This window comes from Streptosporangium amethystogenes subsp. fukuiense, assembly GCF_042665875.1.
Classification (GTDB): domain Bacteria; phylum Actinomycetota; class Actinomycetes; order Streptosporangiales; family Streptosporangiaceae; genus Streptosporangium; species Streptosporangium fukuiense.
Map to the genome: position 1 here is coordinate 2,042,512 of NZ_JBHTEE010000001.1, position 25,990 is coordinate 2,068,501.

At 67.8% G+C, this 25,990-nt stretch carries 18 protein-coding genes and 5 pseudogenes; 10 read left to right on the forward strand and 13 right to left on the reverse strand.

Annotated elements, in window-relative coordinates; genetic code table 11:
- Nucleotides 1-370 precede the first annotated feature (370 nt).
- Together ACFQVD_RS08725 and ACFQVD_RS08730 are read right to left on the reverse strand one after the other, a co-directional pair.
- Nucleotides 371-1,537: a hypothetical protein gene (locus ACFQVD_RS08725; RefSeq protein WP_343971234.1), complete on the reverse strand. Its 1,167-nt coding sequence runs from the start codon at nt 1,535-1,537 to the stop codon at nt 371-373.
- 777 nt (nt 1,538-2,314) lie between these two features.
- The gene (locus tag ACFQVD_RS08730; RefSeq protein WP_343971231.1) at nt 2,315-3,481 is read right to left on the reverse strand and encodes a hypothetical protein; all 1,167 of its coding nucleotides are present in this window, start codon (nt 3,479-3,481) and stop codon (nt 2,315-2,317) included.
- 170 nt (nt 3,482-3,651) lie between these two features.
- Here ACFQVD_RS08730 and ACFQVD_RS08735 point away from each other — a divergent pair, with 170 nt between their 5' ends.
- Nucleotides 3,652-4,833, forward strand: coding sequence for a site-specific integrase (locus tag ACFQVD_RS08735; RefSeq protein ID WP_343971228.1), 1,182 nt, complete (start codon nt 3,652-3,654; stop codon nt 4,831-4,833).
- 166 nt (nt 4,834-4,999) lie between these two features.
- Here the strand turns inward: ACFQVD_RS08735 and ACFQVD_RS08740 are convergent, their stop codons facing one another.
- The 8 genes from ACFQVD_RS08740 to ACFQVD_RS08775 form a co-directional block, all read right to left on the reverse strand.
- Complete coding sequence (locus ACFQVD_RS08740) at nt 5,000-5,767, reverse strand: class I SAM-dependent methyltransferase (RefSeq protein ID WP_343971225.1); 768 nt, start codon at nt 5,765-5,767, stop codon at nt 5,000-5,002.
- Between the two features lie 369 nt (nt 5,768-6,136).
- Entirely contained in the window at nt 6,137-7,090 is a 954-nt protein-coding gene (locus tag ACFQVD_RS08745) for a tyrosine-type recombinase/integrase (RefSeq protein ID WP_343971222.1), read from the reverse strand.
- Nucleotides 7,091-7,467: 377 nt separating this feature from the next.
- Nucleotides 7,468-7,818, reverse strand: coding sequence for a helix-turn-helix transcriptional regulator (locus tag ACFQVD_RS08750; protein ID WP_343971219.1), 351 nt, complete (start codon nt 7,816-7,818; stop codon nt 7,468-7,470).
- Between the two features lie 102 nt (nt 7,819-7,920).
- Nucleotides 7,921-9,030 (reverse strand): baeRF3 domain-containing protein, encoded by a 1,110-nt coding sequence (locus ACFQVD_RS08755; protein ID WP_343971216.1) that lies wholly within the window; start codon nt 9,028-9,030, stop codon nt 7,921-7,923.
- The gene (locus ACFQVD_RS08760; protein ID WP_343971213.1) at nt 9,027-9,653 is read right to left on the reverse strand and encodes a hypothetical protein; all 627 of its coding nucleotides are present in this window, start codon (nt 9,651-9,653) and stop codon (nt 9,027-9,029) included. Before ACFQVD_RS08760 ends, ACFQVD_RS08755 begins: the two co-directional genes overlap by 4 nt.
- A gap of 61 nt (nt 9,654-9,714) precedes the next feature.
- A complete protein-coding gene (locus tag ACFQVD_RS08765; protein ID WP_343971210.1) occupies nt 9,715-10,791 on the reverse strand; it encodes a TerC family protein in 1,077 nt (358 codons plus the stop codon).
- A gap of 527 nt (nt 10,792-11,318) precedes the next feature.
- On the reverse strand, nt 11,319-14,399 hold the full coding sequence (locus ACFQVD_RS08770; RefSeq protein WP_343971207.1) for a Tn3 family transposase: 3,081 nt from the start codon (nt 14,397-14,399) through the stop codon (nt 11,319-11,321).
- Between the two features lie 129 nt (nt 14,400-14,528).
- Complete coding sequence (locus tag ACFQVD_RS08775) at nt 14,529-15,059, reverse strand: hypothetical protein (protein WP_343971204.1); 531 nt, start codon at nt 15,057-15,059, stop codon at nt 14,529-14,531.
- Between the two features lie 270 nt (nt 15,060-15,329).
- Between ACFQVD_RS08775 and ACFQVD_RS08780 the strand changes: the two are divergent.
- Nucleotides 15,330-15,691: pseudogene (locus ACFQVD_RS08780) on the forward strand (transposase); the annotation flags it as partial.
- On the opposite strand, the gene ACFQVD_RS08785 reads toward ACFQVD_RS08780, so the two are convergent.
- Nucleotides 15,671-17,374, reverse strand: coding sequence for an ISAzo13 family transposase (locus tag ACFQVD_RS08785; RefSeq protein ID WP_386270813.1), 1,704 nt, complete (start codon nt 17,372-17,374; stop codon nt 15,671-15,673). The pseudogene ACFQVD_RS08780 and the gene ACFQVD_RS08785 overlap by 21 nt on opposite strands.
- A 60-nt stretch (nt 17,375-17,434) precedes the next feature.
- Here ACFQVD_RS08785 and ACFQVD_RS08790 point away from each other — a divergent pair.
- The 4 genes and pseudogenes from ACFQVD_RS08790 to ACFQVD_RS08805 all read left to right on the forward strand — a co-directional run.
- A pseudogene (locus ACFQVD_RS08790) lies at nt 17,435-18,315 on the forward strand (IS3 family transposase); the annotation flags it as partial.
- A 169-nt stretch (nt 18,316-18,484) separates the two neighbouring features.
- A pseudogene (locus tag ACFQVD_RS08795) lies at nt 18,485-19,242 on the forward strand (transposase family protein).
- A 46-nt stretch (nt 19,243-19,288) separates the two neighbouring features.
- Nucleotides 19,289-19,873, forward strand: coding sequence for a DUF6461 domain-containing protein (locus ACFQVD_RS08800; protein ID WP_343971201.1), 585 nt, complete (start codon nt 19,289-19,291; stop codon nt 19,871-19,873).
- A gap of 1,228 nt (nt 19,874-21,101) precedes the next feature.
- Nucleotides 21,102-21,464 carry a nuclear transport factor 2 family protein gene (locus ACFQVD_RS08805; protein WP_189143089.1) on the forward strand — a complete coding sequence of 121 codons (363 nt, stop codon included), beginning with the start codon at nt 21,102-21,104 and terminating at the stop codon, nt 21,462-21,464.
- Nucleotides 21,465-21,556: 92 nt separating this feature from the next.
- Here the strand turns inward: ACFQVD_RS08805 and ACFQVD_RS08810 are convergent, their stop codons facing one another.
- Complete coding sequence (locus ACFQVD_RS08810) at nt 21,557-22,456, reverse strand: hypothetical protein (protein ID WP_343971192.1); 900 nt, start codon at nt 22,454-22,456, stop codon at nt 21,557-21,559.
- Between the two features lie 224 nt (nt 22,457-22,680).
- Here ACFQVD_RS08810 and ACFQVD_RS08815 point away from each other — a divergent pair, with 224 nt between their 5' ends.
- From ACFQVD_RS08815 to ACFQVD_RS08830, 4 genes and pseudogenes are all read left to right on the forward strand, one after another.
- Nucleotides 22,681-23,169 (forward strand): hypothetical protein, encoded by a 489-nt coding sequence (locus ACFQVD_RS08815; protein WP_343971189.1) that lies wholly within the window; start codon nt 22,681-22,683, stop codon nt 23,167-23,169.
- Nucleotides 23,170-23,312: 143 nt separating this feature from the next.
- Nucleotides 23,313-23,582: a hypothetical protein gene (locus tag ACFQVD_RS08820; protein ID WP_343971186.1), complete on the forward strand. Its 270-nt coding sequence runs from the start codon at nt 23,313-23,315 to the stop codon at nt 23,580-23,582.
- Nucleotides 23,583-23,748: 166 nt separating this feature from the next.
- Nucleotides 23,749-24,383 (forward strand): annotated as a pseudogene (locus tag ACFQVD_RS08825) (DUF4158 domain-containing protein).
- Between the two features lie 87 nt (nt 24,384-24,470).
- Nucleotides 24,471-24,902 (forward strand): annotated as a pseudogene (locus ACFQVD_RS08830) (recombinase family protein); the annotation flags it as partial.
- A gap of 119 nt (nt 24,903-25,021) precedes the next feature.
- Here ACFQVD_RS08830 and ACFQVD_RS08835 read toward each other — a convergent pair.
- A complete protein-coding gene (locus tag ACFQVD_RS08835) occupies nt 25,022-25,963 on the reverse strand; it encodes an alpha/beta fold hydrolase (RefSeq protein ID WP_343971177.1) in 942 nt (313 codons plus the stop codon).
- Between the last annotated feature and the right edge of the window lie 27 nt (nt 25,964-25,990).

Below are 25,990 nucleotides of genomic sequence, written 5' to 3' on the forward strand. Positions count from 1 at the left end.
TTGCCACTTACCGGGCTCTGCACAGTTCTTGCCGTGGGTTGTTCATCAGGCGTTCGTCCAGGGGGTGGGGATCGTGCCGCCCCGGTAGCGGTACCGCGTGATCGCGGGTGTTCGCGCCGGGTTGACCAGTTCCTCCGTCCATCACGATCGGCAGCCGGGACCCGTTGGGGCCGAACAGCCGCTTGTGGATGTCCTTTTCCAGGTGCCTGGCCGGCAGAATCTGCTCTGCCACCACGACGGCAGAGCAGCGGTGGTCTTTCATCTCCGCACGGACAAATCAGCGCTTCGTGGGGCACTGGGGCTCATGACACGTTCCCTACCGGCACCCCGATACAGGAGTCCGGACGATCACGTCTCAGGCGTCTGGCCCTCATCCTCCATCCCGTGCTCGCAACTCCGCGGTGATCGCGCGTTCCCTGAGCAGGACGGTCTCGGCGCGCAGAGTCTCCAGTTGCTCACGTAGATCTGACAGGCGCATCTGCTCCATGGCCAGTCGCATGCGCGTGTCGTCTCGCTCGGCGAGCGCCTCGGTGGTTTTCGCCGCCGCGCGATCCTGTGCCTCGGCGATTTTCTCGGCGGCGCGTTCCTCGGCCTTGGCCAGCCGGCGTACCGTCCGCTTCTCCAGTTCGGCCGCCTGGTTTTCCGCCCGTTCCACCCGCGTCCGTGCCTCGGCTGCTTCGGCCAGAGCCTGGGCACGTGCCGTCGCCGCGGCGTCGGCACGTGCCAGTGCTCGGTCCCGCTCGGCCTCCGCGGCCTCGGCCCGCGCCGAGGCCGCGGCGACGGCACGTTCGGCGACGCCCCTGGCGTCCTGGGCGATCCTGCTCTCCTCCAGTGCCCGTTCTCGCTCCGCGTGCGCCTGCTCGGCAAGCTGTCGATCCTGTACGGCCTGCGCTCCGGCCCGGCGGGCCTCGTTCTCGGCGGCCTCCACCCGCTCGGCCATCTCCCGTAGCGCCGCGTCCCTGGCCGCCTCGGCCCGCTGTGCCCTGCGGGTGGCCTCCTGTTCTGCCTGCCTGGCCCGGCGTTCGGTGCTGGCCGCCTCGTGCAGGGCGGCCAGTGCCTGCTCCCTGGCGGTCTCGGCGTCGGCCAGCGCGATGTCACGTTCGGCATTGGCCTCCTCCACCTGAAGCGTCATCGCATCCCGCTCGCGCCGGGCGTGCTCGGAGGCCTCGCGTGCCAGCCGTACCTGTTCGAAGGCCTGCTCCCGCTCGGTGCGCGCGATCGCCACCCGGGTGTGCGCCTCGGCCTGTACCGCGCTCACCTTGGCCTCCACTCCCGCGGGGCTCAGCTCTTCGGACAGCACCTGCGCCAGCGGCGCTATCGCCGCGATCATTCCCTTCTCCATGCGCTCGTAGAACTCTTCGGCTCTGGCCAGCGCTCCCTCGAGCCCCGGCGTCGCCCGCCGCATCTCGCGTTCGCGCTTGGCCACCGCCTGGCAGTCCCCCTGGGCGCAGTACGCCCTTGGCCGCCCCCGCCCGGGCTTCTGTTCGATCGGTGTCCCGCAGTGTTTACACGGCGTCACCGCGCCCGACTCTCGCATGCTCTCAGCGTAGCATCTTTGATTTTCCAGAAATTCAAAATCAATAAATGAGATCCGTTGCGTCTCCTCCGCGTGAAGGTAACTACCGGGAATGTAAATTCCCGCAAGTTAAGGTTGGATGTCATCTCTTCGCGGGGTGTGCTGCAAACTGCCATGAAGTTGTCCTGGCGTAATGCCAGTTGATGTCAGTGGATTTGCCACTTCGTGTCAGCAAGATCACTAAGCCTCGCCTGATCCGCCCGGCGAAGATCCCGGGACGAAGGTAGTTTTCCCAGCTAGAACCCTGTTCTCCGGCAAGCCCATCGCTTTGACGTGAGCCTGCAGCTGTGTGCACACCGCGTTCTCCCCTCCATGAGCAGCGTCCCATGCGGCCTGCTGAGGGGGCTTTGGTGTGCTCCGGCGCTGCTTTTCGGCCACGCCCGACTGACGAGTCGTGTCACCTCGCCACGTACCGACAGCCCTCATCAGCAGCCTGACCTGTGGTTTTGCCATGGGATGTCAGTGCTGTTGTCATCGAGATGTCAGTAGCACGCCTTCGGTGGTTTCCTCTCGTTTCGGGGACGGATCAAAGATCGACTTTGCGTATGGCGCTGTCGCGCCAGTAGCCGACCGTGTTGGCGACAACGGTCCCTCTCCACGATCGTCTGCTCTGGGTTCAGCGCTCAGTCTCTTCGCCCGGCCGGTTCGATGCCTGCACCCTGAACGGGGGCGGGAGATGGCGTTGAGAGAGGCGTTTTCCGGCGTCGCTGACCGCTGCGGCGCATGGGCATGCGCGTCTCAGGGGCGCTCAGGGAAGTCCTCACGAGGCGCGGTGCCGCCCGAGCCCTCAGTCGACGCGGTCTCCGGGACTGGTTGAAGGGCGAGGAGACGGCTGATTGTCTGCTGGGCGACCTCTTCGCGCTGCTCGGCGGCCTGGGCGCGGTGTTCGGCTCGCTCCAGCGCCTGCTGCAAGGCCTCCAGGCGGGCGTCGGCCACTGCGGTCGCGGTTCGTGCTTCATCGCGGTGAACTCGGGTTTGCCGCAGATCCTCGCGTTCGGTGGCGAGCTTCTCCTTCAGCCGGGTGATGTGCGCGGTGAGTTCCTCGCGGACTCGGCCGGTCTCGGCGCGGGCCACCTCAGCGTCCTGGTGTGCCTTCTGCCGGTCGGTCTCGGCACGCTCGGTACGGCTACCTGCGGCTTTCAGGTCGATGCGGGCCTGATCGAGATCGACGGTGCGGTCGGCCAGCGTGGTTTGCAGGGTGGCGATCTGCCGGTCGTGGTCGTCGGCCGCGGCCTTGGCCTGGCGGCGTTCGGCGTCCAGGACGCCTTGCAGGGCGTCGCGTTCGGAGGTGATGCGCCGGGTGGCGCGCTCAGCGGCCGCAGCGCGTTCGACGGCTGCGGTGGCGGCCTGCTGGGCGCGGGCACGTTCGGATTCGTGCTCGCCGGCCGCACGCCAGGCCGCGCGTTCGGAGTCCTCGGCGCGTTGCTGTGCCGCGACGGCCTGCTGGATGGCCTTCTCACCTGCGGTGATCGCGGCCTGGGCCTTGTGCTGGGCGTCGGTGGTGCGCTGTTCGGCGGCCGCAGCGGCGGCGCGGGCCTCTTCGGCGGCCTGTTCGGCGGCGTCGATCTGGGTGAGCGCACCGGCGGTCGCGGCGCTCAGCGCCTCGGTGAAGGCGGTCAGCTGGGCGCTCCACTGCTCGCCCGCGCTGAGCAGGTCGCCGCTCAGCGCACCGGTCCGGCGTAGCGCCTCGGCGACCACCGGGGTGTGGGTGGCGGTGCGGGCGCGGTGCGCGGCGGCGCGGCAGGCGTCCCCGCAGTACAGGGCCGGGCGGCCACTGCGGCGGCCGGTGGGTTCGAGCCGGTTGACGCATCCCGAGCGGGCACACATCCGCCCCGTATCGGGATCATCGGGGCCCTTCTCAAGGGCCGCAAAGGGCGCGAACGCGCGGGAAGGATCTTCGCTCACTGGCAAAGAATATCATCGTACCGTTCGCGAACGATCATGTTTCCGTGCGTCACGAAACGAAATTTTGAAGATCAGCGCATCTCGAGCAGGCTTGCGATAACTTTGCTTATCGCAAGCCTTAAGCGTCAAAATAGAACCGATGATCCTATGAATCAGTAAGGGATGGCCGCATGAACCTGGAGCGCACAGACGACGATGACGGCATGACGCCGGGCCTTGACGGCAATGACGGTGCTGGGGTGGATGCCTCCCCCGATGAGCCGAGCCTGTCCGGGTTCGTGCTCGCCCGGCGCGCTCCGACCAACAGTGCGGCACGTATGGATGATGCTGTCGTTTTGGACGGGGTGCCGGTCGCCGGCGACCGTCGTTCAGCGGACGAGCAGGTGACCGAGGAGGCGGCACGGCTGATCGCGGCGGCCCCGGCGGCCAACACCACCCGCGCCTACGCCCGCATCTGGGCCGGCTACCTGTCCTGGTGCACCGCCACCGGCCGCACCCCGCTGCCGGCTACCAGCGCCACCCTGGCCAGTTTCGTCGCCGAGCTGGCCGGGCGCGGCCTGGCCCCGGCCAGCATCGACCAGGCACTGGCCTGCGTATCGTCCGCGCACGGCAAGGCGGGCCTGCCCAGACCGCACACCACCGCCGCCCGCGACGCGCTGCGCGCCTACCGCCGCGACTGGAGCACCAAGCCGGGCAACACGATGCGCAAGGCCCCGCCGATCACCATCGACATCCTGCGCAGCCTCATCGAACACACCCCCGACGACACCCTCACCGGGATCCGGGACCGGGCCACGCTGGTGCTCGGCTTCGCCCTGATGGGCCGGCGCAGCGAGCTCGCCGCCATCGACTGCGAACACCTCACCTTCCCGCGCCAGGGACTGGAGGTGTTCATCCCGATGAGCAAGACCGACCAGGACGCCGCCGGGCAGACCGTCGCGGTCCCCTACGGCTCACACCTTGCCACCTGCCCGGTCCGCTCGGTGCAGGCCTGGCTGGCCATGCTGCACGAGTGCGGCATCACCACCGGGGCGCTGCTGCGGCCCATCGACCGCTTCGGCCGCATCGGCGGCACCCCCGGCTGGGCCGGCCGCGGCGGCCTGCGTCTATCGGGCGTCACACTGAACACCATCGTCAAGGACGCCGCCCTGCGCGCCGGCCTGGCCGACGCCGAACGCTACAGCGCACATGGCCTGCGCGCCGGCGGCGCCACCACCCTGGCCGATGCGAACGTGCCCACCGGCAAGATCGCCGAACAGGGCCGCTGGAAGCCCACCTCCCCCACCGTGCACGGCTACGTCCGCGCCGTCGACCGCTGGAAGGACAACCCCATGGGCAAAGCCGGCCTGTAGCGTCCCGCAACCGCTTCGATCAGGAGGAGGACTTCACTGTTTCGTATTGAGCTCATTCCGCCAAGAGTCCTCCTGCGTCCGTGTGAGAACTCCTAAAGCTACGGCGAGCCGCAAAGTAGAACGAGACCAGGCGCCGGGTCAGGAGATTAGGCGCGTGGCCAGACCGTTAAGGCTCGTCGTGCTGACGCGCGAAATGAACGGTGATGTCGGCGATGATCTCGACCGTTTCCGGCAGAACCTTGATGATCTGGCTGAACACCTGCTCGCGCTCCGCGTCTGGCAAGACGAGATAAGCTGAGACGGTCGAGAGATGACCGATGTAGTCGTGAGCAGTCAGCGTCAAGCGGCGTTCGATCACGGCCTGCTGGACATCGGTGAACCACTCGGACCGTTGAAGCTCCGTGCCTGGCCACTGCATCTCCGCCTCCGGAGGCGTCCCGTCCGGAGAGGGAACGCCATCACTTGCCAGGAACGGTGATCGCACCGTGCAGACCGCCTGTTCCACAGCCGGGTCGGCCAGTTCGATCGGGCCGCCGAATGAGGCGAACACGCCGCCTGGCTCGACCAGCGAAGCCGCCCGTGACCACCGACCCTCCGGGTTCGTCCAGTGCAACGCCGCAGCCGCGTAGACCAAGCCGTACCTCTTTCCCGGCCGCAGGTCCTCGAACGCGGCTTGCACGGTCCTGACGTTCGCCGGCACGTGTCTGCGCAGCTCGGTGAGCATGGCCTCATCGGGCTCGGTCGCCGTTACAGCGATCCCTCGTTCAGCGAACAGGCGGGTGGCCTTGCCTGTCCCAGCGCCGATCTCCAGGGCGGTCCTGACCGGCCGGGCAGCGTAGGCCATCACCATGTCGAAGAGCTCCACGGGATACCCCGGCCGGAACCGTTCGTAGGCTTCCGCCATCGCTCCGAAGCTCAGCGCGCGACCAGACATGCCGAGCATGGTAGTCCCGAAAACGCTCGAATACGGGACGGTCGCGATCGCGGTCGAGAGGTCCAGGTCAGGGTGTCCCGAAAGCCGTCCTGAAACCCTGGCCTGAACATTGTGTTTCGGGACGGTTCCATGATGTAGCCCGTACCGCAGACGCCCGCGGCCTACACCAACACCGTCCGGCTCGGGTACGCCCGCGTCTCCGGACGTGCGCAAGATCATCAGATGCAGCTGGACGCGCTCGCTGCCGCCGGCTGCCGGGAGGTGATCGTGGAGACCGCGAGCACCGGGCCTTGAGCGACAACGGAACGGCCAGTGGCGTTAGCGAGTGGACTCGGGTGGAGTTGCCGCCATCCACCGTTCCGATGCGGGTCAGCGGAGTTTGCGGCGTGCGGCGGGGTCGGTGTCGGCGGTGACCTGGGCGGAGGTCTGTTCGCCGAGGTGGACGTAACGGCCGAGGCTGGCGAGGTGCTGATGGCGGGATTTGGCTTGGAGCTCGGGAGCGGTGCGGCCGTCGGCGGCCAGATGCTGGAGTGCGCTGTGTCGTAGTTGGTGGAGCGTCCAGCCGTTCTTGTGCGGATCGAGGGCGGCGGTCGCCATCTTGAAGAGGTGCTCGGCGCGCGGGTAGGACAATCGGCCGCGTCCGGTCTTGGGGCAGATGTCGGCGGCTGCCGGGGTGCGTGGCCCGGAGGTGGGGGCGCGTCGGTCGGCGAGGAAGACCGGGCCGCGGGTGCGGCCGCGCAGCAGTCGGGGCAGGAGACGGGCGATGCCGGTGGCCCAGTGGACGTACTCGATCGCGCCGCCCTTGGAGCGGACACGGCCGCGCCGGAACTCCAGGTCCAGGTCCTCGATGTTGAGGGACAGGAGTTCTTCGGCGCGGGCGGCGGTCTCATACAGCATCCGCCACAGCACTCGCTCGCGCAGGCGGTGCCGGTCGTCGGTGAACAGCTTGTCCAGGCGGGCGCGCGGGATCGAGCGGTCGCCGCGCCGGGCGCTCTTGCGGCGCTCCAGGCGGCGAGCGGGATTGGTGGTGAGGATCTCCTGACGTCCGGCCCAGGTCGTGAAGGAGGTGAGCGCGGACAGGTGCCGGTTCCAGGTCGCGGCCGCGGCGCCGGCCCACCGCTCCATCACCGCGGCGTAGTCGTCGGGCGCGAGCGCGCCGGCGGGTCGATCCCCGGCGAGTGCGGTGAGCCGGGCGAGGGTCTCGGCGTAGCTGGCTCGGGTCGTGGCGGTCTGGACGGAGTCGAGGTAGCGGTCAATGGCGGCCGCGACGCTCTCGCCGCCGAGGGTCTCGGCGGGCGGGGCGGGCAACGGCACAACCGTCACGAGAGGCCTCCTGCGCTGATGTGACACATAACGTTGCCGAGTCGGGGCTGGCTCGGTCTCCGGCGAGCTGGGCGTCTGTTCGGCTCGCGAGGTCAGTGTGACAGGTAATGCAAATTCTATGTCACAGCGCCGAGGTCCGCTGCCCGATCGACGAGGCGCTCGACTCCCCGTCAAATCGCGTGCAGCGATTGCGCCGTCACGTTATGTGTTATCAGGGTGGTGGGGCGGTCACCAGGCCGGAGGAGGCTGGCGGCCGCGATTCGTGGGGCGGGCCCTCGCCTGTGTGCTGCGGGTGGACGAGGGCCACCGCCTCCGATGCCGCTGCGCGCCACTGCGTGCTCCTTGGTCCGGCACCCCTGGCCGGCCTGCTCGGCGGCCTACCGGCGTGTATCGGCCGTAGGTAGGTCCAGCGGTTCGGGCCTGGCGCTGGGCGCGGGCGCGTCGGCGACGCGGAAGACCGTGAGGATCTCCCCGATCTGGTGGTCGCGTTCCAAGGGGTGGCGCAGGGGCAGGGACGGGTTGAGCTGGTAGCGGTTGCGCCGCCCTTCGCGGGTGGCGGTGAGGTATCCGGCGGCGACCAGGTCGGCCACGATGCGTTGCGCGGCGCGTTCGGTGATGCCGACGTCGACGGCGATCTCGCGGACGCGGATGCCGGGGTCGCGGGCGATGCACACCAGGACGTGGGCGTGGTTGGTCAGGAATGTCCAGTCGGATACCACAGTGGTCATCGTAAAAGCATGCTCCTTCTATCGCGAAATGGGAAACACGACATGGACACCCCCGATGGGCCGTGCCAATGCAGGGCATCGGTGGGGCGAGTCAGCGTCGCGTCAGCGGCGGGTGACCAGGGCGACGCCTTGATGGTCGACCAGGACGCCGGGGGTGGTGAAGGCGATCCAGCCGCCACGGGCCAAGACGAGTTCGATGAGTTCGTCGACGGCGTCGTCGATGACGTCGGGGTGGTCGATGTCGGTGGCCGGGGTGAGGGTGTCGCCGTCGTCGGACAGCCGGGCGGGATAGTACAGCGAGTCGTCCACCACGAGCATCTCCGGCCTGCGGGTGCGGGCGGCCTGCCAGGCGGCCGGCATGCCGGAGGTGACGCGGCCGGCCGCTGTGCGCTGCTGCAGCAGGGCCAGCGCCTCGTCTTGGCGGCGGTGCAGGTAGCCGTCCAGCACCGTGCGGATGCGGGTAGTCAGCTTGGCGGTCGGGGTGGCGGTGAGGTTGCCGGTGACGGTGCCTGCCAGTCGCTGGCAGTTGACCGACAGCCGCTTGAAGGCGGCGGCGGCGCGTTCGTCGCCGACGAGCACCAGCGGCGCTGGGTGCAGCCGCAGGTAGACGCCGAGGGCGGCGTCGACCTGGCGGTAGAAGTCCGAGGTGAGAGTTTCGCGGGTGGGCCGGTCGGCGCGGCCGCGGCTACGGCTGGCGGCGCGGGGGTCGGCTGACATCGGGAAGGCCGAGGTGAGGGCGGGTAGCAGGGTGTCGGCGGCGGCCTCCAGCAGCCGGGCGTGCCCGGTGTTGAGGGTCAGCACCAGGTGGCGTGGGGTGCGGTGCAGTGCGCGGATCAGATCGCGGGTGGCGAAGGTCGGGTCGACGACGGTGCGGTCGCGTACGCCGATCGGCAGCCGGATCAGCGCCCCGGTGCCGGCGCTGGCGTACACGGCCAGGCCAAGGCCGGTGGGGCCGTGCCGGGCCTGGTCGATCAGCCGGTGTAGGCGGCCGATCACCGGGTCGGCCACGGCGGGCTGCAGCTCGCTGCGCAGCCGCTGCACCGCCTCGGCGGCCAGCCCTTCCATGCGCAGCGCGTCGGCGCGGGTGAGCTCGGCCGCGGGGTTGGTGCTCAGCAGCAGCGACACCGCGGGGTACTCGCGGACCTGTTGCAGGGCGGTGATCTGGGCTGGGGCGGGGATCATGCCGATGCCGGTGGTGGTGGTCATGGTCATGCCTCTTCCTCGTGGTCTGGGCTGTCGGTGGTGGCTGAGGGTTGCGGCACGTGCGTACCGAGCGCCGCTGTGCCCGCTGCTGTGATCGCCGCGTTGGCCGCCTGCGGGGGGAGTGGTGCCAGGCGGCCGGCCGGGTCGTGCAGCGGCGTGGCGGTGACGACGGCGACGGCGGCGAAGCGGTCGACCAGGCGTCGGATCGCGGCCAGCGGCAGGGCCGGGGTCATCGCCGGGGCCGGGCCGGCGCGGGTGGGCACGGCCACGATGGCGCGTAGCCAGGCCACCCCGGCCGCGGTCAGGATCGGGGTGAGGCGGTCGATGACAGCCAGGCTGTCGGCGTCCTGGCGGCGTGCCCGGACCTGGTGCAGTAGCGGGTTGAGGCTGAAGCCGGTGCCGGTGACCACGGTGGCCGCGATGACCAGGCTGCGGGTGCCTGTCGCCCAGGTGGCGGCGGTGTGGGCCACGGCCAGGTCGGCGGGGCCGCCGGTGAGAACGGCCAGGACCGGTCCGGTGCCCGGGAGGCGGCCGGTGACCTGATGGCAGTACACGCTGGCAGGGGCACTGGGGCCGGCGGGCTGGGCGGTCCGCTGGGTGGTCGGCTGGGTGATGGCGGGTGGATGGCGCATCGTGGTGCGTTCCTTCCTGCCCCCGGGGCGCTCGGTCCGGGGGTGTTTCGTGGGCCGGCGTTCAGGACGGGTCGTTGACGACGGTGGCGCGGTCGGCGGCCGCTGCACTGTCCGCATCGGCTTGCGGCGCGTGCGTGCCGGAGGCTGCAGGCGGGTGTGTGGCGGCAGCGCCGCCGCCTTCAACCTCGGTTTCGCCGCCGTTTCCGGCGGTGGCGTTTCCGGCGGTGGCGCGGGTGGCCAGCAGGCTCCAGACGATGGAGACGCCGATGGTGACGACGATGACCCCGAGCGTGACCGGGATGGGCAGTTTCCCGATCGGGGTCTCCGAGGCGATCAGCTTGATGCCGGCGAAGGCCAGCAGCAGGGCCAGGCCGTAGTGCAGGTGCACGAACCGGCGCAGCAGCCCGGCCAGGCAGAAGTACAGGCTGCGCAGCCCGAGGATGGCAAAGGCGTTGGCGGTCCAGACGATGAAGGTGCTGGTGGTGATCGCCAGGATCGCGGCGACCGAGTCGATGGCGAAGATCAGGTCGGTCGCCTCGATGGCGATGAGCACCACGAACAGCAGGGTGGCCACCCGCTTGCCATCGATGCGGGCGAAGAAGCGGGCGCCGTGGTAACGGGGGTCGGTCGGTACGACGCGGCGCACCAGCCGTACCACCGGGTTGCGGTCCGGCGGGGGTTGCTGGTCGTGCCGGAAGGCCATCTTGTAGCCGGTGTAGATGAGGAACGCGCCGAACAGGTACGCCGTCCAGAAGAACGTCTCCAGCAGTTCGGCGCCGACGAAGATGAACACCAGCCGGAAGGCCAGCGCGCCGATGACGCCCCAGAACAGCACCTTGTGCTGGAGTGCGGCGGGGACTGCGAAGGTGGTGAAGATCAGCGCGAAGACAAACACGTTGTCGACCGACAACGCCTTTTCGATCAGGTAGCCGGCGAAGTAGGTACCGGCTACCTGCCCGCCCTGCCACGCCCACAAGATGGCGCCGAAGGCCAGGCCGGCGGCGATCCACACGCCCGACCAGATGGCCGCCTCACGAAAGCCGACGACGTGGTTGTCGCGGTGCAGGAACAGATCGATCGCGAGCATCACGGCCACCGCAAGCAGCACCGCGGCCCAGGCCCACCAGGCAACAGACAACGGAGAAGACCTCCTCGACCAGGCCGCCTCGCGCGTCGCGCGGCGGCACTCTTCGTGGTCGACGGTCTCCCCGGGCCACCCACGGACAGAAGCCGGGCGGCTGCACCACCGGGGCCTGGATGGGCCGGGCCCGTACTGACGGCGGTGCGGTGACTAGTCGGGTACTCCCCCTCGAACTACGCTCCAGTATTCACGACACGTATTTCGTGTGTCAAGGGTCAGGTATATCTAATTCGAGGCGCAGTTGCTCGACAGCGGGCCGACCGAGACTGGTCACACCCCAGTCCGCCATCTCAGAGGCATAGATCAGGCTGGGCGCCAGCCGCACCTGCACCACCCGTTTGGGGCTCATGACAGCGTTCTTACCGGCACCCCTACCAGGCGCACGCTGCGCGGGCCGCGCTCGCCTGGACCCAAGCCCGGCTGGTGAATTGATCACTTCGGCGCCGTGACGCCGGCCTGGACCCCAGGCAACCGATCAATCGTCACCCATGCCCCCGGCTAAGCCCACGGGGCTCGCCGGGGTTTCAGACCTCGTCTTCATCGTCATCGGGAGCATCAGGGTCGCGCAGCTCGCGGATCGCGCCGGGCGCCAGATCGGGCAGCACGAAGCTGTAGGCGCCGTGCACGCCCAGGTGCCGGTTGACGAACGGCGACAGCCGGGCCATGTCCTCCTCCTGGACCGGATAGCCCTGCGCGCGCAGTTGGCGAACCGCGGCATCCAGGTAGACCGTGGTCCACAACACGACGCAATTGAGGACAAGCCCGAGAACGCCGAGTTGGTTTTCCAGACCGCGCTCATAGCGGTGGTACAGCTCGCCCTTCTTGCCGTGGCAGATCTTGCGGGCCAGAGCGTGGCGGCCTTCCTGCAGGTTGCGAACGTGCTTGATGTCGCGGCGGTAGGTCTCATCCACGTCGATGTAGGCGAGAATGTGAAGACTCTTGAAGATCCGGCCGTAGGCGGCGATCGCCTCGCCGAGCGCGGTGGGGTGCCCGTCGCGCTGGAGCATGGTGACCACGTCGTAGGCGCGCACGGTGCCGGTGTAGATCGAGGCGACCACCCGCAGGATGTCCTCCCAGTTCCGGCGGACTTTCCGCAGGTCGATCCTTCCCCGGGCCAGAGTGTTGAGCGGGCCGTAGTCGGCTTTGGAACTGATCCGCCAGCCCTTCTGATCGGGCAGGTCCGCCAGCGCCGGCCGGTAGGAGATCCCCAGCAGTTCCAACAGCCCGAAGACCAGGTCGCTGTACGATCCGGTGTCGGAAACGACGATCTCGGGCAGTTCCCCGCCGTCCAGCCCGAAGATGACGTCGACCATGTGCAGGGAGTCGCGAACCGTTCCCGACACGACCTTCGCACCCCGCCCCATTCCACGATCGTTCATGGCATTCAACCAGGTCATACCGCGTTTGGAACCGAAGAACTTGCGGTTGGGGCGGGCGAACGCGGCCGGGACCGGGACGACGAACCGCATCCCGTCGACCGCGGCGACCAAGCCGCCGCCCCACGCCTGGGCCAGACTCAGCCCGCCCTGGCGGGCGACCAGCGGCACGTTCGCCACGCTCAGGGTCTCGGGCCGAAAACAGTTCTGGAACACGTTCGACAACCGTGAGCGCTCCAGGGCGGGCACGCCTTTCTTGGCGATCGGCCGATACCCCACGTTCATCGAGTGCGCGGCCAAGCAAGCGGCGATCGAGGTCGGCAGATCGCTCAGCCGAGACCGGCCGCCGGAGGCGGCGGTGAACGCCTGTGCCAGCGACGGTTCCCATGACATCACCTCCAAGATCACCTCGGGTAGGTCGACGCGCGGCAGCATCGCCGTCGTGCGGTTGCGCAGGTCGACCAGCGACGGCGGCTCCTCCACCGCCTTCACCCCGGTCAGATGGATCTTCCCGACCTCATCGATGCGGACCTCGGTGTTGGTCGCCAGGCGCCCGCCGACCTCGGTGTAAGCAAAGTCCAGGGTGCGGGCGTGTTCGGCCAGCAAGGCGTCCGGGTCCTCCGGCAGGCCGAGCGTGGTCAGCACCTCACCCCGGATCGTCTGCCACTTCTCGCCTTCCAAGAGCTGGGCCTGGGGGTTACGCCACTTGGTGGAGGCCTCGGCGTAGATCTCACGGCGCTTGAGATGACGATAGAACTGCTCCAGCACGCAGAAGGTGTAGGCGTGCCGGTTCACCGCGCCCCCCTGGTGCGCGGGGTGGCCGAACACCAGGCGCTTCCAGGGACCGTTCACCACCGCGGGTTCGATCACCTTGGCCGGGATCAGCGGCGCCGCCAGGCGACTGCGGTAGGCCAGCACCTCCGGCAGCCTGCGCATCGCCGCCAGGATCGGGGCTCCCTCGGCGTTCGCACCGAACGCGATCACCACGGGCAAAAGCTTGAGGAACCCCGACACCGTGGTGTACCGGCCGACCAGCTCAGAGCGCCAGTCGTCGGGATCGACGGCATCGGCCGGCGGCACGTTCTCATTGACCAGCACCAACGCGGCCCGCAACTCCGCGCGGGAGATGACCGCCTCGATCGCCTCCCACACCTCCGACACCCGCGGCTCCTCATCCGGGCCGCCCCACCCCTCGGCCTCGAACAACGCCTCCACCGCCACCGCGAGCCGGGCCGAGGCCCTGGCGAGCTTCGGATGCTTGCGGACCTTGTCCTTGTCGGCCGCCGTGTGCGCCTTGTTCAGCAGCTCGGTGGCCATCAGCAGATCCAGCAGCTCCAGCGTGTCATCGACCGACTTGGCCTCCAAAAGCCGGACCGTGGCCAGCAGCGTCGCCAGCCGGCGGCCATCGCCGTGGCGGCGGATCAGCGAGGCGTCCGCACTCATCCCGTACTTGGCCAGCTCACCCAACCGGCGCGGCGGCACCTGCCCCTCCTCGCCCAGCGCGGCCAGGCCCAGCCCGGTGATCTCCGCGACCTGTTCGAGCGCCTTGATGAGCGTCGGCCCGCTACCACGCGGCGGCGGCCCCTTACGCCAACGTTCCAGGTCAGAGACCCGCGACCCTGGCGCCACCTCCAGCAGCTGATCCAGCACATACCGCTGGCCCGTCGACAGCAAGCCCTCCAGCACGCCCCACAACCGGTGCGTCGTGTCGTCACGGACCCTCGCCACCAGCCGCACCAACGTCGTCACCCCGGGCAGCAGCACCTTGCGCTCGCGCAGCCACCCCACCCCATCGGTGAAAATCGCCTTCGGCCCGTCTCCCGACGTCCAGGAACGGGCCGCCACCCATTCACCGAACTCCGCCTCGACCTTGGCGAACTCCTTCCACCCCCGCACCCGGCGGATCTCCCACTGATGATCGAACCGCGTCTTGATCCGCTCGGTGTACCTCTTCACCTGCGACGGATCAGCGATGCCGAGCTGTTCGGCCACGAAGTCCAGCACCTCGACCGGCACATCGAGGGGATCTTCTAAAAACGTCCCGAGCCACCGGATCGTCACCAGCTGGAGGGCGAAGCCGAGTTTCATGTGCTCGCCCCGGCGGAGCCCGATCAGCGCCAGGTCGTCCTCATCGAGGAGAAACACTCGATCCAGATCCGTCCGCGATGGCGGTCCGGCGTACCGGCCGTAGCTCGCCGCTTCAACATCAGTCAAGAACTCCACCGGCATACGCCGCAAAATAGGACCGACCCACCGGTAACCAACGCACAGTGATCAAACCGTTACAAGATCCCTGTCGGTCCGCCGTTCACCGACATTGGAACGGTGGATGGCGGCAACTCCGCCCGAGTCCGCTCGCTAACGCCACTGGCCGTTCCGTTGTCGCTCAAGGCCCGGGTCTTCGCGGATCCGCTCCAGGGCTTCACTGGTCATGTCCTGCAGGAGCGGACTCCGATTGACCAGCATCGCCTGGATCAAGACCGTGCGGAACTGGCCGACCGCTCCTGCGGTGGGATGGTAGCCCCACCCCTGCAAGGTGCCTGCGACCTGGTCGACGGAGTCCTCGACGACGTTCTTGCCGAAGATCCTCCAGGCCAGGGAACGGCGGTTGAAGTTGCCGATCCGGTGGAAGTCGGTGAAGTCACCGAGGAGATAGGCGAACGCTGCCACGTAGGGACGGATCGTCCCGTCGATCCAGCCAGGCCAGGCGGCCTCGAACTCGATGTGACCGGGCGCGATCAGCTCGAACCAGGTCTCGGCCGACCAGGCCCAAAAGGAGGTCTCCTCATCCAGGCACCGGCGCAGGACCAGGCCGATCGCGTCGGTGACCGCCCGGCGGTGCGCCGGGGTGTCCGGGCACCAGCCCATGACCGACCGGGCGTCGTCCAACGGCCGTAGGAGCCTGCCGATAACGCGCCACTGCGGCAGGTCAGGATCGTAGCCACGGCGCCGTCGGACCTGCCAGTCCAGTTCCCGCAGTGCTTGTAACTCTTACGCGGTCAGCTCGGCCCGGCGGTTGTAGCGGCTGACGTCGATGGGCCAAGGCCAGGCTCGACCGGCGACCGCCCCGACGGCAGCCGCGGAGGGTGGGGCCCTCACCCCGATGTGTGGACACCTTGAGTGCCGGATGATGAAGATCCGGAGACAAGGAAGTTCCACGTGGCGATGAAGTCGTATCCGCCGGAGTTCAAGGCGGACGCCGTCGCGTTGTACCTGTCTGACCCGGCGCGGACGTACGCGTCGGTGGCCCGGGACCTGGGCATCAACCGCGAGACCCTGCGCCTATGGGTGAAGGAGGCTCGTGCGGCCGGCATCGCCGGGGCGAAGAAAAAGGGCCCGGCCAAGAGAGCGGCGAGTGGTCCGTTATCGTCCGACGACGTGCTGGGAGAGGAGAACAAGCAGCTCAAGGTCCGGATCCGGGAGCTGGAGACAGAGCGCGACATCCTGCGCCGGGCGGCCAAGTATTTCGCGGGCGAGACGAACTGGTGAGGACCCGTCAATTAACTACTGCCCGAGTTGATGTTGGTTTCGTAGGCGGTGATCTCGTTTTGGAGGGCCTCGATCGAGCGGGGCGGGCGGGTCCGGCGGCGGGGCTGGGCGAGGATTGCGGCCAGGTCGGGGGAGGCGAAGCCCAGCAGGGGCCTGGTCCGGTGGGCGTGGTAGCTGAGGGTGTTGCAGTCTCGGCCGAGTAGCCGGGCGGCCAGGGTGAGCGTGACGGTGTTGCGGTGGCTTAGCACCGCGGCCAGGACGCGGTGCTGGTGGTCGAGGAACCCGAACCCGGGGTTGTATCCGCGCCGGTTGATGCCCTTGCGTTTCTCACGTTCGGCCTCGGCCAGGGTCTGGCGCCAGGGCTCGAGTTCGGTCACGAGCCGGTCGAACTGGTCGCGGGACATGCCGGTCAGAGCGGGGTGGGTGAGCAGGTAAGTGCCCTCAGCCGGGATCGGGGGCGCCTTCGCCTGTTGCGGCTCGGCTGGTGGCGCCGTGCTGGGATCGTAGGGCGCGATCGTGTAGTTCCACTCGCCGTGGAAGTCGTCACGCTGAACGCGCTGCAGGAGTACCTGGCGCTGCTCCTTGGTGAGGGTGCGGCCGGTGGGGTAGTCGCCCTCGTCCAGGACGGCGCTGACGGTCAGGCCGGTACTGGTGCGGGTTGCCGAGATGCTCTGCAGCAGCACCTCATAGCTGGTCAGGGGCCGTCCGCGCAGGCTGTGGGTGATGCGGGAGAACAAGCGGTGCTCGACCTTGTTCCACTTCGATGTCCCGGGCGGAAAGTGCAGCACGGTGACGGCCAGCCCGCATTCGTCGGCGAAGTCGGCCAGGTCGTTCTTGAACAGGTGGGAGTCAGCAGAGTTCGCCCCTCCGGAATCGGCGGTGATCAAAAGCCGAGTCGCGTCCGGGTAGCCATCTCGGCCTTGCTGGTTCCACCAGCGGCGGATCGACTCCACCGCGAACGCCGCGGTGTTGCGGTCGGTGCCCACATTCACCCAGCCGACGTCTTGGCCCAGGTCATAGACGCCATAGGGGATCGCGACCGGGGTATCAGCGAAGGTGAAGTCGTGATCTGGGGCCGTGATCGGGTTCCCCTTCGGCCGGTAGGTGCGGCCGGCCCGGGCGAAGTCACCGATCGGCTCCTTCTTCTTGGCCTCCACGCTCACCACCGGCAAGCCCTCAGCCAGAAACTGCTCGACCTTGGTGTTGATGTGCTGGAACTGGGCATCGCGGTCAGGAACCTGGCTGCCGGCACGCTTCTTGGCCATGCCCTGGAGACTGAATCCCATCGAGCGCAGCAGATCGCCTACCGCCGGGGCGCTGATCGAATGGCCCGCCTCGGTCAACTCTCCGGCCAGGTCCCGCAGTGAGGCAGTGGTCCAGCGCAGCGGAGAAACCGGATCACCGACCTCCCGCGGCTCGATCAACGCCTCGAGCGCCGGAACCAGACCAGGATCCCGCTCAGCAGCCGACTTACGTCCACCACCAGGACGGCGCACCCGTCTCAACACCGGCGCACCGCCCGCGAGCTCGAGACGTCCCCGCGTGATGGTCGACTCCGATACTTCTGCCAGCCTGGCCACCACCGCGATCCCGCCATGCCCGAGCGCATCCGCCTCAGCAGCCAGATACAAACGGCGCTGCCGCTCGTCCAGATGCGGAAGCACAGCCGCGAACTTCACATCCAGGACCGCCAAGCCCGTCTCCGACATCGCCATGGAAAGCCAGTTAGCACACCACTCACTGAAGTCGCACCGAAACCAGCAGTAATTGTCTTACAGGTCCTGAACCGCTTCCAGTTCGTTGCCGACCACGCGGGCGCCTTCGGCGTGAAGCGGCTGTGCCGGGTGCTGGGACTATCGCGCTCCGGCTTTTACCGATGGCTCAAGGCCGCGCCCGCCCGGGCGGCACGCGCCGCGGCCGATGCCGCGCTCGCGCAGGAGATCAAGCAGATTCACCAGGAGTTCGACGGCACCTACGGCAGCCCGCGCGTCACCGCCGAACTGCGCGGTAAAGGCCGCAACGTCAACCACAAGCGTGTCGCACGCCTCATGCGTCGCTTCGGTATCGTCGGGCTGCACCTGCGCAAGAAGGTGCGCACCACCGTGCCCGAGCCGTCCCATCAGAAGGTGCCAGACCTGATCAAGCGGGACTTCGCCGCGCCCGCACCCAATCGGCGCTATGTCTGCCCGTCGGCGAGGGCGGGTTCTTGTACTTGGCGACCGTGCTGGACCTGCATACACGCCGCTTGGCAGGCTGGTCGATCGCCGATCACATGCGCACCGAGCTGGTGACCGACGCGCTGCGCGCGGCCGCCGCGACGCGGGGCAGCCTGCACGGCGCGATCTTCCATGCCGATCACGGGACCCAGTACACCTCCGCCGAGTTCGCCGAGGTCTGCACCGAGCTCGGCGTGCGCCGATCCATGGGAGCCATCGGCACCAGCGCCGACAACGCCGCGGCAGAGGCATTCAACGCCACTTTGAAACGCGAGACGCTGCAGGGCGCCAAGCGCTGGCCCTCAGCGCGCGAGGCCCGCCTGGCCGTCTTCACGTGGATCACCAGATACAACACCCGCAGGAGGCATTCCACCCTCGGCTACCTCAGCCCGATCGACTACGAGCAGCAGACCCCCGATAAGGTGCTGCTCGCCGCATAACAACCGGTGTCCACACTTCGGGGCGGGCCCCTGAACCTTTTTCATCCCCTGGTGGCGAACTGCTGGTCACAGCATGACCGCAAGGCCGGTATTCGCCTGACGACTTAGAGAAACCCCTGTTAGACGGGTTGATCGCCGCAATCATGTCCGTTGCAACCAAGGGCTTCGCATGCTGTTCTATCGTGCTGCTGTCGACGTGTCGCGTTCAACGCTGAACTACGTCGCCGGCCTGATCCGCCGGCACCACAAGGCGATCGGGTCGGCCTGGCGGCGGCTCAACCCCGAACAACAGGCTCTGCTGGTGCTGGTCTACCTGCGCAAGGGTCGAACTCGGCGCAGGGTTCGGGGTGTCGACAGCGACCGCGTGGCGGTACGTGGAGGAGACGGTGGCGTTGCTGTCGGCGCGCTCGCCCAAGCTCGGCCAGGCGTTGCGCAAGGCCCAGCGGAACGGGTTGCACTACCTGGTACTGGACGGCACGCTGATCCGCACTGACCGGATCAGGACCGACCGTACTTCTCCGGCAAGCACCGCGTACATGGAATGAACGTGCAGGTCATCGCCTCGCCGGACGGGACGATCCTGTGGACCTCTGGAGCCCTGCCGGGCAAGGCACGTGATCTGGCGCCGCCCGCATCTGGGGCATCCTGCGTGCGCTGGAGCAGGCTGGAATCATCACCCTGGCAGACAAGGCGTATCAGGGAGCTGAGGGCCCGGTCGCCACGCCGTACAAGGGCAAGGACAAGCCCGCGTCGCAGAAACAGGCCAACCGCTCCCACGCCAAGCTCCGCGGACCCGGCGAACGCGCCAACGCCCAGCTGAAGAGCTGGAAGATCCTCCGTAAGCTACGCTGCAGCCCTGGCAAGGCCGGCCACCTGTGCAAGGCCATCGCCGTCCTTCAAAACCACCGCGTCGCACAGCCCGCCTGAGGATGAAAAGGTTCATTGTGTCGGTCGGCGCTGCGAGCATGACGAAATGATCGCGACCCCTGGTGACTATGCCTGGTTCTCCTACGAGCGCTTCCCCGAGCTGGCGGAGGCCTACTGCTTCACCTACGTCCGCGGCCTGACACCCGAGCAACTGGTGGTCCGGCTCGGTGGCCGGCCGGAGGATTTCACGCCCATGACGCTTGAGGAGCTGATCGAGACTCGCCACAGGAACAGCTACGACACCGCGTTTCTCGGCGCCACGGCCGTAGGCGACTGGGTGTTCATCGTTGAGCCCAACGGCGGGCTCGGCACCGATGAAGAAATCATCACTTCGTTGTCGGCGGGAACCCGCCTCGTCTCCCACTTCCGCGACGTCGAAGGCGTCGAGTACTTCTACTGGAGCGAGGATGGAGAGATCCGGTTCAGCTTCATCGCTGATGAAGGTTACTTGGAAGAGGTACCGGACGAGGTCGTGGAGACCATGCAGCGGATCGACGCCGACTACAGATGCCTCTACCCCAGCGACGGGCCGGCGTTCCTCCTGGCCGAGCATCTCACCGGCATCACGCTGACACCGGAGCTGCTGGAGGCGTCCACCTACCTGTGCGGAGTCATCCCCGAACCGAGGTGAGCAGGATCCATCGTCTGTGACCCCCTCGGGCCAGTCGCAGCCGGTGGATCACGCCGCTGCAAGCTCCCGCAAGATTCACTTGGGACACCGTTCCGCACGGACCCGCTATACCAAGCAGCCAGGATGAAAAAACTTCACTGACAGTTTCATGGCAGTTTTCAAGTGCGCAGGTCAGGGCACTTTTCGGCTGCTGATGATCTTCTCTGAGGCCGCAGCATGCAGAAGGAGGCGTCTGCGGGGTACAGGTCGGCGTTGCGCAGGATGCGTTGTCACGCTGGCGGCCGTCGGCCTAGCGCAGGGCCATGACCTGGGCGCGGCTTGGCTCAGCGATGACGGCCTAGGCGACGGTGGCGGGATTCGCCGTTATGTCAGCACAGAGCTTCTGCACTGACATAACGGCGCAGGACAGGTCGGACGGCACTGACGTCACGTGATGTTTTCGGGACGGCTTGACGAGGAGAAAGATGCTCTGACCTGGGGGTTCGTCATCTGCTGTCAATGGAAATCGTCATCAGAATGTCAGTGACGCCTCTGCCGGCGACGGATGGTCCGTCGGCTCGGATGTCCGTCTCTTCACCTAGTCAGATTCGATACCCGACCCCCTTGGGCTGGGGGTGGGCACGGTGTCGGGAGAGGCATTCTCCTGCGTCGACGGCCGCCGCGGCGGAAAGGCGTGAGCGTCTCAGGGACGCTCAGAGAAGTCCCCGCGATGCGCAGGGGTCGGCTTTCGCTTCAGCTCTCGCGTTCGGCGACGAGATCCTCTCTCCAGCTGGCGGCAACGGGTAACACGCGGACCGGTGCAGGTCACAAGCATGTTTTGGCTGGTCTGGCCGATGAAGGCCAGGGGTGTCGTCCGGTTTTGCGTTGTAGGGTCTCAGTCTTCGTGACATCTTGATCTTGCGTGACCTGCGGGTTTCCGCACTGTCTCACTGATGTGGTGAGCCGCTTGTCTCACGATCATGGCGGTTTCCTCACCTGCGGGGACTGATGGTCAGACGGGGTGCTCGTCGAGGATGTAGCGGATGTGCTCGCTCGTGGTTCCGCAGCCTGCGGCGAACTCGCGACGGTCTGATTTTCCGGGCCGCGCACCACTTCAACGGCCTGTCGGGAAGCCTTCTAAACCCGACACCCACTCACCGACGATCGGAGTCCCTGGATCGGACTGCAAAGATCAGCCGAGCGTGAACGTCCTGGCGCGGATACGGCGCTGGCTGGGAGGGTGGACCTCATGATGGAGGACTTGCGGGACGCCGAGCGCCGACTCCAGGCCGCGCAGCTCGCTGGAGATGTCGAGGCGCTGGATCGGCTGCTGGATGATCGGCTGATCTTTACCTTCGGTGCGAACGTTGCGACCAAGGCGGACGACCTGGAGCTGCACCGCACTCGGGCACAGGTGGTGACGAGGGTGGCCGAGGAGGAGTTGACCGTGCTCGCCGATGGGCGCACCGGGGTGACGTGGTTTCTCGGCACCGTCGAAGGAACCGTCTCCGGTGCGCCGTTCGCGGCCAGGATGCGCTACACCCGTACTTGGCTATACGGCGAGACGCACGGCTGGCGAATCATCGCCGTGCACGCCAGCACGACCGATTGACATAGCCGACACGTTGTCCGACGACCGGCCAGCCGGCTGGTCGCCGGCGAGGTTCGACCGCCCCCGGGGGCGGGCCGACGCTGGAAGCCAAGCTATCCCGGCAAGACCAAGGACTGGATCTTGGTATCCCAGCTCCGGTCCATGCACGAAAGGATCAAAGCCAGAGGGATCAGAGACACCCTCTCACAGAAAGGCTGTCTCACCGATCTGGCACATGTGCCAGATCGGTGCCAAGATCGTTGAGACCCTACAGGTGGACTACAGGCCGACGCCTCGCATGGCGTTGTCGCGCCAGCGGTCGATGGCGCGGATGTAGCGCAACACGACCGGGGAGGCGGGGGGCCCAGCGGCCGTGCTTGGCGATGACGGAGACGGGGACGCCCGCGGCGTAAGGCGACGGTGGCACCGCCGGCGCGCAGGCTGTGCGCGGTGAAAGTGTCCGCACCGGAGACGGCGGTGCGGACGGCGAGGTCACGGACGATGACGTTGACGGCGTCGGCGCCCAGCCGGGGGCCGAGGTCGCCGTGCCGGTCGACGCGGCGCAGCAGTCGTCCGGGGGTCTCCCCCGCCTCGGCGAGTACGGCGATCCAGTCGGTCCAGACGGCGACGGGGTCGGTCAGCGGGTGGCTGCCGCGCGGGATGGCGATCGTCTCGTCCCGGCTGTCCTTGTCGGTTTTGGAGGTGCGGACGGTGACCTTCAGCCCATCGGGGACCTCGCGGACGTCGTCGCAGGTCAGGGCGACGAGCTCGGAGCGGCGGCCCATCAGAGCCAAACCGAGGACCAGCGGGAGCCGGTCGCGCAGGCCGATACGAGTGTTCAGGTCGCAGGCGCTGACCATGGCACGCAGCGTGTCGATGCCCACCGGTGGAGCTTCGCGCCGGCCACGGGTTCCGGCCTCGGCGCGGGCGCGTTTGTAGGCGCGCAGGGCCAGGCGGGTGGCGTCGGTGGCGGGCCGGTTGGGGTGGCCGGCCAGGCGGTGCATGGTGCGCACGCAGGCGATGGCCTGCTCGATGCTGGCCGGAGCCCAATCGGCCGCGCACAGCGTTTCGACGTATTGGGCCAGCGTGTCCGGTGGCGGGCAACTCGACCCGGCCGTGCTCGGTGCACCAGGTGGAGAAAGCGGCCCATTGGCGTTCATATGCGCGGCGGGTGTTGGCGGGTACGCCGTCGGCGATGCGGGCCCGGGCCTGGCCGCTGAGCGCGTAGTCCGCCGCAGTGTATCGCCGCTCACCGGCGGTCACTGAAGCGCTACGCCGCATCGGCGCGCTGAGCGGCGACCTGCTGAGCGCGGGCGAGCAGTGGAGCACCCAGCTGGCCGCCTTCACCGAGGCGCTGAGCGCCGCGACCACTGGCGCGCTCACCCAGATCGACGCCGCCGAAGAGGCCCGCACCGCCGCCGTGGCCGCCGAACAGCGCGCCACCGAACGCATCATCGCCGCCGGCCGGCGCGCCGCCGTCGCCCAAGACAGGGCCGAGGCCGCGATCGCCGCCAGCGAGAAGACCGCAGAGAAAGCCACCGAGGCGCAGCAGCGCGCCGAGGAGTCCGAACGCAAGGCCTGGCGCGCGGCCGGCGAGCACGAAACCGAACGTGCCCACGCCCAGCAGGACGCCACCGAGTCCGCCCCCCGCAAGGCGTCCTGGACGCCGAACGCCTCCAGGCCAAGGCCGCAGCCGACGACCACGACCGGCAGATCGCCACACTGAAAACCGCGCTGGCCGAGCGCACCACCGCTCTCGATCAGGCACATGCCGACCTGCAAACCGCAGGTAGCCGAGCCGAGCGCGCCGAGACCGACCGGCAGAAGGCACACCAGGACGCTGAGGCGGCCCGCGCCGAGACCGGCCAGGTGCGCACCGAGCTGTCGGGCCAGCTCGCCGGGCTGCGCGCCGAACTCGCCGACCAAGACCAGGCCGTGCGCCAAGCCCAGGGCGAGCGCGACGAAGCCCGGACTGCGACCGCGGTCGCCCAGGCCCGCGCCGAAGCGCTGGCCGAGCGCGCCCAGCACGGCGAGCAGCTGGTCGACCAGCTGCTCGCCCCGTTGCCACCGCTGGAGGACCTGGACGGCACCCCGGGCATCCTCGGGGTTGAGGAACCTGGGAACAGCCGTTGGCGCTGAGATTGATCTTGGTGGGGATGTGGGGTTGATCGTTCCTGGTTAGGGCCTGGACTTCTGGCATATTTGCGCCCGTTACCTGGGGATACGCGGCGGGCTTACGGTCTTGGGTCATGCCGGTGGGATTTTGTCTGACGATCAGGTCAAGGCGTACTCGGAGTTCGAGGAGTTGCCGTCCCTGGCGGATCTGGAGAAGTTCTTCTTCCTGGATGCGTTCGATCGGAACGTGATTGCTCAGTCGCGGCAAGATGCGCATCGTCTGGGCGTGGCGATCCAGATCGGGACGGTCCGGTACAAGGGGCTGTCTTGGAGGACCCCCTGGCGGTGCCTTGGCCTGTGGTGGACTACCTGGCTGTGCAGTTGGGGATCGTGGATCCGTCGCAGGTGAAGCGGTACGGGGTGCGGCCGAAGACGGCGTATGAGCACGCCTGGATGATCCGGGACGCCTATGGCTTCCATGGCTTCGAGGAGCGGGAGACGTGGGAGGGCCGGGTCCTGGCGAAGAAGTTCTTGACGTTCCTGCATGGTCGGGCGTGGACGCACGCGGAGGGGCCGACGGCGTTGTTCGATCAGTCGGCGGCGTGGTTGCGGCGACACCGGGTGCTGCTGCCGGGTGTGAGGATGCTGGAGCGGCTGGTCTCCGGCATCCGGGATCAGGCAGACGATCGGCTGTTCGCGACGGTGGCCCGGCAGGCGTCTCGCGCGGATTCGGGGTTGCCGCGAGCGTTGTTCGGGCTGTTGGAGGTTCCGGAGGGGGCCCTGTTCTCGTATAGCTACCGCCAGGTGGCGTGTAGCGCTGAGTAACTACTTGGTGTTGCGGTCGCGGGCCTTGAGCAGCAACCCTGCGGCCAGTGGCGTTAGCGAGCCGATGGGGCAGGGCTTACCGCCACCCACCGTAACCGGAACGGCCTCGACCAGGCCCTCGCTGCCGTCTGGGACAGCAGCGTGTTCACCGTGACGAAGTTCGACCGGTTCGCCCGCAACATGGCCGAGGCCAACGACACCCTGACGGGCCTGTCTGGCCGGGGCGTCCTGTTCGGTGTCGGCATGACCATCCACGACTGAAGCGGCCCGTTCGGCCGACTGTTCCTTCAGACCCTCGCCATGGTCGCCGAGTTCGAGGCGAACATCGGGCACCAGCGCACCCGCGAAGGCATGGCACTGGCGAAGAAAAACGGCAAGCTCAAGGGCAAACAGCCCAAACTCCCCGCATCCGCCCGCCGCTCCATCCGCCGCCGCTACGCCGAAGGTGAGGTCTCCCTCGCCGACCTCGCCACCGAATACAGCGTTGGCCGCTCCACCATCCACAACCCGGAGACCTGAGCACCATCGCCCTGACCTGCGGATCAGTCACAGCTGGCGGCTGGTGGTAGCTGCCTTGCCGGTAGTGAGCCCAAAACCCTCAGTGGCCAGGCGTTTTCGCAGGCTGGGATCACGAGACGTTAGGCGTCATTCCGCTTGTCCAGCCATTTGAGAATGGCCTGGTTTGTTTCTTCGGGTTTTTCCTGCTGGATCCAGTGGCCGCAGTCCAGGCAGACCACTTCCACGTTGGGCACGAACTCTGCCAGGTTTTCCGGCCTCGCGACCGGGTCCCGGTCGCCGTAGATCATGAGGGCGGGCTGGTGGATGATCGAGTCCACGTCCGCCAGGAGGCGCCAGTTGCGGTCGAGGTTCCTGTACCAGTTGATGCCGCCGGTGAATCCGGATGTTTCGAAGGCGGAGACGAGGACGGCCAGTTCGCTGTCGCTCATGATGGGTTCGCCGAGGGGTGTCTGCGCTCTGGCGAGGTTGATCAGTGCCATGCCCGGCTGAGGCTCCGGCGGCGGCTGGTTCTTCCGGTACAGGTTGCGGAGGAACTGGGCGGTGTTGTCTTCGAATACGGCGTCGGCGACGCCCGGCTGCCGGTTGAAGTGGACGAAGTAGAAGTCGCCGCCGAGCATGTCTTCCATGAACTCGATCCACGGCTTTTCCCCGCGCTCCTGGTAGGGCAAGCTCAGGTTGATCACCTTGTTCACACGGGTGGGGTGCAGCAGGGTCAGGCCCCAGACGACGAACGCGCCCCAGTCGTGGCCGATGAAGGTGGCGTCTTGGTATCCGTAGTGGTCCAGGAGCGCGACGAGGTCACCCGACAGGTGTTCGATGTCGTAGTCCGTCACCTCGGCCGGGCTGGAGGAGTTGCCGTAGCCGCGCTGGTTCGGGGCGATGACGTGGTAGCCGGCCGCGGCGAGGGCGGGCATCTGCTGGCGCCAGGTGAAGGCGTGGTCCGGCCAGCCGTGGCAGAGCACGATGGGCCTTCCCGCGTTCTCTCGGCCCGCTTCGAAGACTTCGAGTTCCACACCGTTGACCGGAATGAGGGTGGGCTTGGGGAAATCGGTTGAGGTCATGGCGCCATCCTGGCGCCGAAACCGGTC

What these genes read in the sequence shown, in the direction of transcription:
- ACFQVD_RS08725 (WP_343971234.1), bottom strand. Translation starts at nt 1,537, where the DNA reads ATGCGAGAGTCGGGCGCGGTGACGCCGTGTAAACACTGCGGGACACCG.
- ACFQVD_RS08735 (WP_343971228.1), top strand. Translation starts at nt 3,652, where the DNA reads ATGAACCTGGAGCGCACAGACGACGATGACGGCATGACGCCGGGCCTT.
- ACFQVD_RS08740 (WP_343971225.1), bottom strand. Translation starts at nt 5,767, where the DNA reads ATGTCTGGTCGCGCGCTGAGCTTCGGAGCGATGGCGGAAGCCTACGAA.
- ACFQVD_RS08750 (WP_343971219.1), bottom strand. Translation starts at nt 7,818, where the DNA reads ATGACCACTGTGGTATCCGACTGGACATTCCTGACCAACCACGCCCAC.
- ACFQVD_RS08755 (WP_343971216.1), bottom strand. Translation starts at nt 9,030, where the DNA reads ATGACCATGACCACCACCACCGGCATCGGCATGATCCCCGCCCCAGCC.
- ACFQVD_RS08760 (WP_343971213.1), bottom strand. Translation starts at nt 9,653, where the DNA reads ATGCGCCATCCACCCGCCATCACCCAGCCGACCACCCAGCGGACCGCC.
- ACFQVD_RS08770 (WP_343971207.1), bottom strand. Translation starts at nt 14,399, where the DNA reads ATGCCGGTGGAGTTCTTGACTGATGTTGAAGCGGCGAGCTACGGCCGG.
- ACFQVD_RS08785 (WP_386270813.1), bottom strand. Translation starts at nt 17,374, where the DNA reads ATGGCGATGTCGGAGACGGGCTTGGCGGTCCTGGATGTGAAGTTCGCG.
- ACFQVD_RS08800 (WP_343971201.1), top strand. Translation starts at nt 19,289, where the DNA reads ATGATCGCGACCCCTGGTGACTATGCCTGGTTCTCCTACGAGCGCTTC.
- ACFQVD_RS08805 (WP_189143089.1), top strand. Translation starts at nt 21,102, where the DNA reads ATGATGGAGGACTTGCGGGACGCCGAGCGCCGACTCCAGGCCGCGCAG.
- ACFQVD_RS08835 (WP_343971177.1), bottom strand. Translation starts at nt 25,963, where the DNA reads ATGACCTCAACCGATTTCCCCAAGCCCACCCTCATTCCGGTCAACGGT.